This window comes from uncultured Porphyromonas sp. (assembly GCF_934359325.1).
Lineage (GTDB): Bacteria > Bacteroidota > Bacteroidia > Bacteroidales > Porphyromonadaceae > Porphyromonas_A.
Genome location: NZ_CAKRLH010000066.1, coordinates 1 through 8,139, shown reverse-complemented (window position 1 = coordinate 8,139; position 8,139 = coordinate 1). Strand labels below are relative to the sequence as shown.

The 8,139-nt window shown below is 60.8% G+C and carries 7 protein-coding genes; all 7 read right to left on the bottom strand.

Features of this window, described 5'->3' with window-relative positions:
• On the bottom strand, positions 1-569 hold a 569-nt coding region (gene ung / locus Q0F21_RS03875; RefSeq protein WP_297237580.1), incomplete at its 3' end, for a uracil-DNA glycosylase.
• Entirely contained in the window at positions 566-3,181 is a 2,616-nt protein-coding gene (locus tag Q0F21_RS03870) for a hypothetical protein (RefSeq protein ID WP_297237578.1), read from the bottom strand. The genes ung and Q0F21_RS03870, both read right to left, overlap by 4 nt.
• Before the next feature lie 15 nt (positions 3,182-3,196).
• On the bottom strand, positions 3,197-4,879 hold the full coding sequence (locus Q0F21_RS03865; protein WP_297237576.1) for a nucleoside kinase: 1,683 nt from the start codon (positions 4,877-4,879) through the stop codon (positions 3,197-3,199).
• Positions 4,880-5,071: 192 nt separating this feature from the next.
• On the bottom strand, positions 5,072-5,797 hold the full coding sequence (ubiE, locus tag Q0F21_RS03860; protein WP_297237574.1) for a bifunctional demethylmenaquinone methyltransferase/2-methoxy-6-polyprenyl-1,4-benzoquinol methylase UbiE: 726 nt from the start codon (positions 5,795-5,797) through the stop codon (positions 5,072-5,074).
• Positions 5,787-6,740: a phosphoribosylaminoimidazolesuccinocarboxamide synthase gene (locus Q0F21_RS03855; protein WP_297237572.1), complete on the bottom strand. Its 954-nt coding sequence runs from the start codon at positions 6,738-6,740 to the stop codon at positions 5,787-5,789. Before Q0F21_RS03855 ends, ubiE begins: the two co-directional genes overlap by 11 nt.
• A 44-nt stretch (positions 6,741-6,784) precedes the next feature.
• Positions 6,785-7,750: a PhoH family protein gene (locus Q0F21_RS03850; RefSeq protein WP_297237571.1), complete on the bottom strand. Its 966-nt coding sequence runs from the start codon at positions 7,748-7,750 to the stop codon at positions 6,785-6,787.
• A partial coding sequence (locus tag Q0F21_RS03845) for a thioredoxin family protein (RefSeq protein WP_297237569.1) occupies positions 7,747-8,139 on the bottom strand: 393 nt, incomplete at its 5' end. The genes Q0F21_RS03845 and Q0F21_RS03850, both read right to left, overlap by 4 nt.

Genomic DNA, 8,139 nt, shown 5'->3' with positions numbered 1-8,139 from the left:
GGCGAGGGGTGCGGTGCCCGCAGGATCAGATGCCGCTCCGGGTCGATGAGGCGTGCCTTCTGCTGCGCATCCGAGCCCCAGAGGATGAAGACGAGGTGCTCCCGACGCTCAGCGAGGAGCTCTATCGCCCTATCCGTAAAGTGCTCCCAGCCCCAGCCGTGGTGGCTGCGCGGGCGGTGAGCAGTGACGGTGAGGGTCGCATTGGGGAGGAAGACACCCTGCCGAGCCCAGTGGGTCAGATCCCCGGATAGGGGCTTCTTCACCTCAAGGTCGTCGGCCAGCTCCTTGTATATATTGTCAAGCGAGGGCGGGATCATCACTCCACTGGGGACGGAGAAGGCTAGACCCATCGCCTGCCCGACGTTGTGGTAGGGGTCCTGCCCGACGATCACCACCTTGACTCGGTCAAAGGGGCAGAGATTGAAGGCGTTAAAGATCAGTGGTGGCGGAGGGAAGCACTGTCCCTCGGCGTAAGCCTGCCGCACTCGGTCGGTCAGCTGTCGGAAGTAAGGCTGCTCGAAGTCATCCCTCAGCACCTCCTTCCAGGATCTCTCTATCTGTACATTCATTGTCTCAAGTAATCCAGCAGGTCAGTCAGCTCCTCCCCCACGCCCTTGCGGAATGGGTCTGTCTCCTCAGCACGGGCTCGGGCGAAGCGGGCGATCCGCTGCCGCATCTCAGGCTGCCGCTCCGCAAGGCGGGAGAGACCGCGCAGGATATAGGTCGCCTGGAGTGGGCGCTCCTCAGACAGAACCTCCGCGGCGGAGTCGAGAGAGTGCTTGACAAATCGGGACGAGGCAGTGCCGGCGACGGCGAGCCGGGTCAGCACCACCCACGGCAGGACGGAGTCGGGAGACTGCTTCGCCACCTCCCGAGCCACACGTTCCTCCTCGCCGGATCCGATCAGCAGCAGGACTACCAGCTGCTCCGACTCCTCGATCGTGCGACACTGGGAGGCGAGCGTGAGGAGATCCTTGCGGGTCAGCTCCTCTCGGGGACGGATCATCAGGGAGAGGAGGCGCATCTCGCGCACCTCCTTCGTCCACATCAGGTCGGCGAGTGAGCGGTCGCGCGGCTGCTCCTCGGCGATCTCCCGCAGGTCGGGCAGGCTGACGCCGAAGTTGATCCCGTACTGCAGTCCCTTGTCGCGCATGCTCTTGGAGACGTCGCCATTCATCCGCTTGCGGAGCCGCTGCCGGATCGCATTGAGCCGGTTGTGCCACTTCCCCTCGCCGTAGACCTTGTGCTCCTTACGGAGGTAGCTCTCGAGGGGCAGCGCCAGCGTGCGGTACTGCTCGCTGTAGCGGAGGTTTTGCTCTATAAATCCCTCGGTGTAGTCGATCTCCACACTGTCATCCCGTAGCGAGAGGCAGGGATTGACAAAGCCGATATAGGGCGCCATGCCGGTGGCTCGGTCGCGACGGATCGCCTCCTCCTTCAGCTCAGGATCCACCTCCGTGCCAAAGCGGGCAACAAGGTCGGCTGCCGCCTCGTAGTCTCCGCAGCTCTTGATGCGTTGCAGCTCTCGCAGTAGCTCACCAAAGATCTCTCTTAGCCGCTCGTAGTCGTGTATGAGGACAAAGTGCTCCCCATTGACCTTCTCCATAGTCACCACTTCGGGGTACTGCAGGGCGTAGCGGGCGATGAGGGCGCGGTTTTGCATATGTGCCTCACGCAGTACGATGTCGTCGCCGAGTCGGGAGAGCTGAGTGATGAGGGCGGAGGTGAGGTAGCGGTCATACTCTGCTCGGTAAGCGTCAGTCGAAGGCAGGATACCCAGCTCGACCAACTTCGGGTCGGCGATGAAGTAGAGGGCATTGATGTCCGCCCGCGCCTCCTCGATGCAGGAGTCGTACTCCCTCAGGTCGGCGCCCGAGACGCCGGGGAGGAGCTTCCCAGAGCCATGACCGATGATCTCGTGGAGGTCGGTGTGGAGCATGTCTGCCTCGGCGCCGTAGCGTCTCAGCCGCTCCTTCACCTCCTCACCGTGATAGAAGAGGTCTATCGAGACGGCACTGCGGTAACGGTCTATGGCGAGGGAAATATTGGAGAGCGTGACACTCTTGCTCCCCACCTCGGCGCGCATACGCTCGTCATTGGGGAGGTTGATCCCAAGTGGCGAAGCGGGGTAGCTGTCTCCCGCCAGCATCACCACGTCGATGGCGCGGGCGGCACGACCGAGGGGCTCTGTCCGCTTGTAAGCTTCGTCGATGGGCGACTGCTCCTCGAAGTAGCCCGCCAGCTCCACGATCCGGCGCACCCGCTCGGTTCCATCGGGATCCTCCAGCTCCACGATCCCCTCGTAGGAGCCCTTCAGCCCGAGCGGATCGTCATAGGTCTCGATGAAGCCATGGATCAGGTCCACCGGCTCCAGCAGGCGCACCCAGGCCTCACTGTAGTCGGCAAAGGCGTCGATGTCCCCGCTCTCGTAGTAGGCTATCAGCGTCCGGAGGGTTTCCCTTGCCGCTTCGCTTGGGGCGTAAGAGAGTGCGGCTGTGAGCTGCCGGACAATCGCCTGCAGAGAGTCGCCGTAGAGCCCATCGGTATGGGCGGTCAGCTCCCGTAGCTCGCCCCTTTCATCCTTAATGAGTCGGCTATTCAGCCCCGGAGCGATGCGGTACTTGTCCTTCCTTTCCTCATAAAACCTCTGCGCTTCAACGGTGGTGACGCCCGGTCCGTAGAAGTTGACCGCTGATCGCTCCACCAGTGTCTCTCGGTCGCCGTCCGCCCGCCGCAGCGGGTCCTTGGTCGGGTCGAAGATCATTTCCTCCAGAGCATCCAAGGTGAAGCCCTGCGCCTCGAGGTACGCCTCCACATCGTACGGCAGCTGCAGCACTGCCTCGTGGAAGTAGGTCCGGCTAAAGGCGGGAACCGTTTTGGTCTCCTTGTAGTGGTGGTGGAAGCCGGAGTACATCCAGAATTGCGTCAGATAATCCTCCACATCGTGATTGCGGAAGGTCCCTTGCTCCCAGATCGCCTCCAGGATCGTCCGCGCGGCGAGCGCCATCGGGTGATGCTGCAGGTAGAGAATGTCCCGGCCGTAGAGGCACGCCTCGGCGAGGTGATAGACGTACCGCTGAGCTTGCGGCTCCAGAGCCTCCCAGCCGGGGACCCGGTAGCGCAGGATGTCGATATGCTTGGAGTGGAAGACGAGATCGCCTGCCGTTGATTTCTGTGTCATATAGGGAAAAGAAGATTACCAGTCACGATAGCTGCTGCCACCGATGAACTCTCGCAGGAGCGAACCGTGAGGAAGCAGCTCCTCCGGGATCGGATCAAAGAACCGGAGCTCCCGCTGCAGCCGCGCCGCGATCGGGTAAACTGGGCTCATCTCCGGCACCCTACTGATCGCCAGCTCTGCTTGCTGCCTCAGCGCCCCGAGCTCGTAGACCATGGCGCTATTGAAGATCACGTCCGCCTCCTCCTGATAGGGGAAGACCCACTTCTCCTCACCAGCCCGCACATCAGCCCAGGAGGTAAGCGTCTCCTCCGGCGGCTTGTTACGATACTTCACATCTCTCACCATCCGTCGCAGCAGGCGGTTGTCGCTTGTGCTGAGCCAATTGTGCTTGTCGTAGGATATGGCAGTCAGGGCGGAGACGTAGATTTTGTACGACGACGCCTCCACGGCATCAGTGAGGATGATCGGATTGAGCCCGTGTATCCCCTCGATGATGATCATATCCTGCTCAGAGAGTCGGAGGTTATTCCTCGAGTCCATCACCCGCTGTCCGAGGGTAAAGTCGTACCGCGGCATAGGCATCTCCTCCCCCCGGACCAGCCCCTTCAGCGTCTCCCTGAGGAAGGGAAGGTCGAGCGCATAGACCGACTCATAGTCCGGCTGTCCCGCCTCATTGTGCGGGGTGATCGCGCGATTGACATAGAAGTCATCCAGAGAGATCGGGTAAGGCCGGATCAGGTGCGTCAGCAGCTGGGTCGTCAGTCGACGGGAGAAGGTGGTCTTACCCGACGAAGAGGGTCCCGAGATCAGCACCGCTGACACCCCCTTGTCCCTGTGCAGACGGGCGATGTGGGAGGCGATGGCGGCGATCTGCTTCTCCTGCTGCGCCTCTGCCACCTGGATCATCTGCGTCGTCCTACCGGATCGGATTAGGAGATTGAGCGGCGTCACGTCCTCCACACTCAGACCGGTGATCAGCCTATGTTGCGAGTCGAGAGCCTTGAAGAGCTTGGGCTGCAGCTCCCGCTCCGCCAGTGTGGTGGGGTCGCTCCGGTCCGGCACTCGGATCAGGAATCCGTCATTAGCCGGTTCGAGGTCGAAGAGGTGGATCTGTCCCGTCCGCGACAGCACCTGATGGAGAATATAGTAGTACGAGCCCTTCAGCTCCCAGAGGACCACAGAGTAGCGCCCGGAGTCGTTGATCAGGGCTGCCGTGTCCACATCGCCCAGCTCCTCCATGTACTGAATCGCCTCCTCGGCAAATAGTCTCGTCCGCTGTATCGGCAGGTCCTCGTCGATCAGACGCTGGACGTACGCACGCACCCGACTCAGCTCCTCCGTTGTCGGACGCCGGTCGCCGATGGTGCCGTAGTAACCCTTAGCGAGGGCAAATTCGAGCTTCATCGTAGGCAGCTTCAGCTCCCTCGCGGCAGCGGTCAGCAGGAGCGCCAGCGTCCGGATGTATGCCCGACTGCCCTCCTCCGAGCTGTAGTCGAAGAAGGTGAGCCGACAGGACTCCACGATCGGGCGCTGGAGTGCCCAGGGATGGTTATTCATCGTAGTGGCCAGCGCATCGCTGATGCCGACCGCCTCAAACTCACTACGGAAGTGGTCAAAAACCTCCGCCGGGCTCAGCAGCTCCTCCGTCGCGAGGCTCCGCTTGATCTGCGGGAGAAATATCGTCTTAGCCGTTATCATACTCTATCTCGATCTCTATACAAGACCTCTACATCATACCTTAGTCTATAGCTCCTCCCTGCCCTCGCCCACTTCCTCAAATGTACCACAAATTTTTTCTCCCCCTATTTCTTGGGACAATTAAAGCTGTCCCCCGCTTGGATGCCTAAACACAGGCTCCGAGCGGGGGACAGCTTTTTTTGTTTCCCGACACTACGCCTTGCGTGCTACGTAAAGCCCGCAGACGCCGGGGAAGAAGATACGGTAATGGCACTGCTCCAGACCGGCTCGCTCCATGAGCGCGGTCATTCGCTCCCTCGCTGGGACGCGAGCCACGGAGTGGAGGAGGTAGTCGTACGCCTCGGGATCGTCGGAGTAGCGCTGCGCCATCCGCCGGAGGTAGAGCCGGGTGTAGAGCCGGTAGCCGGCGTGGAGGAGTCCGCTCTCCGGCTCTGTTAGCTCCAGCACAGCAACGGTGCCGCCGGGCGTGAGCACCCGAGCAAACTCTCGGAAACCCTGCTCCAGGGAGGCAAAGTTGCGGACGCCAAAGGCGCAGGTGACCGCATCGACAGCCTCGTCAGGCAGATCAATGTCCAGCGCATCGCCGACACCAAATCCGATCCGATCTGCCAGCCCGGCAGCCTCCACCTTACGCACACCGACAGCCATCATCTCCCGGGAGAGATCCATGCCGGTGATCTGAGCCTCAGGACAGGCGTGCGCCAGCGCTATCGCCACGTCACCCGTGCCGGTCGCCACGTCGAGGATCTGTCTCGGGTGGGTGCCGGCGACAGCCTGCACCAGCACGCGACGCCAGTAGCGATCGAGGCCGAGCGAGTTGAGCTTATTCAGCAGATCGTACTGCGGCGCGATCTGGTCAAACATCTGCCGGATCTGGGTGGGGAAGGCGGGACTCTCCCGCCTCGGCTCACTTGGCATGCTGACGGATCCAGTCGGTGACGTTGGTCTCTATGCGCTTCTCGATATCGCCGGTCTCGTGACGCTCGAAGGGCTCGTCCATGATGTCATTGAAGAGCTCAATGTAGCGCTCCGAGACGCTGTCGCAGTAGGCGTCGGTCATCTCCGGCACCTGCTGTCCCTTCTCGCCCTGGAAGCCGTGATCGATGAGCCACTGGCGGACAAACTCCTTAGAGAGCTGGCGCTGGGGCTTCCCTGCCTCATAGAGCTCCTGATAGGTGTCGGCGTAGAAGTAGCGGCTCGAGTCGGGCGTGTGGATCTCATCGATGAGGTAGATCTTTCCGTCCTTCTTACCAAACTCATACTTCGTGTCGACGAGGATGAGTCCCTTCTTCTTCGCCAGCTCGCTTCCGCGCTCGAAGAGACGGAGGGCAATGTCGGAGATGGCCTTCAGCTCCTCGGCAGTCATCAGCCCCTGCTTCACGATCTCCTCCGGGGTGATATTCATGTCATGCCCGGAGTCAGCCTTGGTCGTCGGGGTGAGGATCGGGTGATCGAAGTACTGATTCTCCTTCATCCCCTCGGGCAGGATCACGCCGCAGAGGTTCCGCTCGCCGGCCTTGTAGGCGCGCCAGGCGCTACCGGTGAGGATGGCGCGGACGATCACCTCGAGCTTGTAGGGTTCACAGGCGTGACCGATGGTGACCATCGGGTCAGGTGTGGCGATCTTCCAGTTGGGGACAATGTCCTCGGTGGCATCGAGATTAGCCGCAGCGATGCGATTGAGGATCTCGCCCTTGAAGGGGATCCCCTTGGGGAGGATCACGTCGAAAGCGGATATGCGGTCGGTGGCGACCATCACCAGGAGGCCGTTATCGAGAGTGTATACATCACGGACTTTGCCGTGGAAGACGTTAGTCGTGCCCGGCAGCTTGAGGTCGGTCTGAGTAAGTGCTTTTGCCATGATTGTATGGAAACGTTATGTATATGTGTGTAGTAAAAAAGTGTCTATTCCTTCTTCTCCTTAGCGGCTCCCCGCTTGCGGTCCGCCTGCTCGTAGACGGCGACGATCTTCTTCACGAGACCGTGGCGCATGATATCGCTTCGCTCAAAGTCTATCCACCCGATCCCCTCGATCGAGTGGAGGAGTCGGTCTGCCTCTCGTAGTCCTGAGGTGACGCCTCGGGGGAGGTCGACCTGCGACATGTCCCCCGTGACGATCATCTTCGCCTCGCTACCCAGGCGGGTGAGGAACATCCGCATCTGGTGCGTGGTCGTATTCTGTGCCTCATCGAGGACGACGATGGCGTCATTGAGCGTGCGGCCGCGCATATAGGCGAGCGGGGCGATCTGGATCACGCCGGTGTCCATATAGTCGTGCAGCCGCGTGGGCGGGACCAGCTCCATCAGCGCATCGTAGAGGGGCTGCAGGTAGGGGTCGAGCTTATCCTTCATCTCCCCGGGGAGGAATCCAAGTCGCTCGCCCGCCTCCACAGCAGGACGAGAGAGAATGATCCGGCGAGCTCTCTTTTCTCTAAGAAACTTCACCGCCATCGCTATGGCAAGGAAGGTCTTGCCGGTACCCGCGGGACCGGTGGCAAAGACGAGGTCGTGCTGGTCCACCAGCTGAACCATCTCCTGCTGGTGGGCACTGCGCGGGGTGATCGGCTGACCATAGGCGCCGTAGAGGATCACGCCGTCGCCGCCCTTCCGATCGGGAGACTCGCCCTTGACGATCTCGAGGACGGCGGTCTCGGGAAGGTTATTGAATCGCGCAGCATACTTCTCCAGCCGGTGGAGTACCTTGAGGATCTCCTCGGTCTCCTCCTCGGCGCCCATCACCTTGATCACCGACCCGCGCGCCATGATGCGGAGCTTAGGGTAGAGATCCTTGAGGAGCGTGAGGTTGCTGCTATTGGTGCCAAAGAAGACGACCGGGTCAGCCTCCTCGATCAGGTAGATGTGCTCTGTCATCGCTTGTAGCTCTGGAGCATTTTCTCCGTCTCCGCACGCATACCGTCCATAAGTGCGCCCTTATCCTTTCCCCACAGACTCATGGGTCTCACCAGCTTGAAGGCGCCGCTCTTGTCTATAAAAACAATGGTGGGGACATACTTGCCGCCAAGCTTCTTGAATAAAGACAGCTCCCTCTCGCCGTCATGCGTATTGATCTCATAAAACTGCACCTTGCCCTCATATTCCTTCGCAAGCCGGTCATAGTAGGGACTTAGCCTCTGACAATAGGGACACTCGGGGAAGTAGAACTTGATCACTGTCGGCCGAGGCGCATCGTGAGACCAGATGCTGCTGTCGTAGTCAGCGATAAGGACCGCAAAGTCCTCCGACTCAGGCAGCGGAGTCTC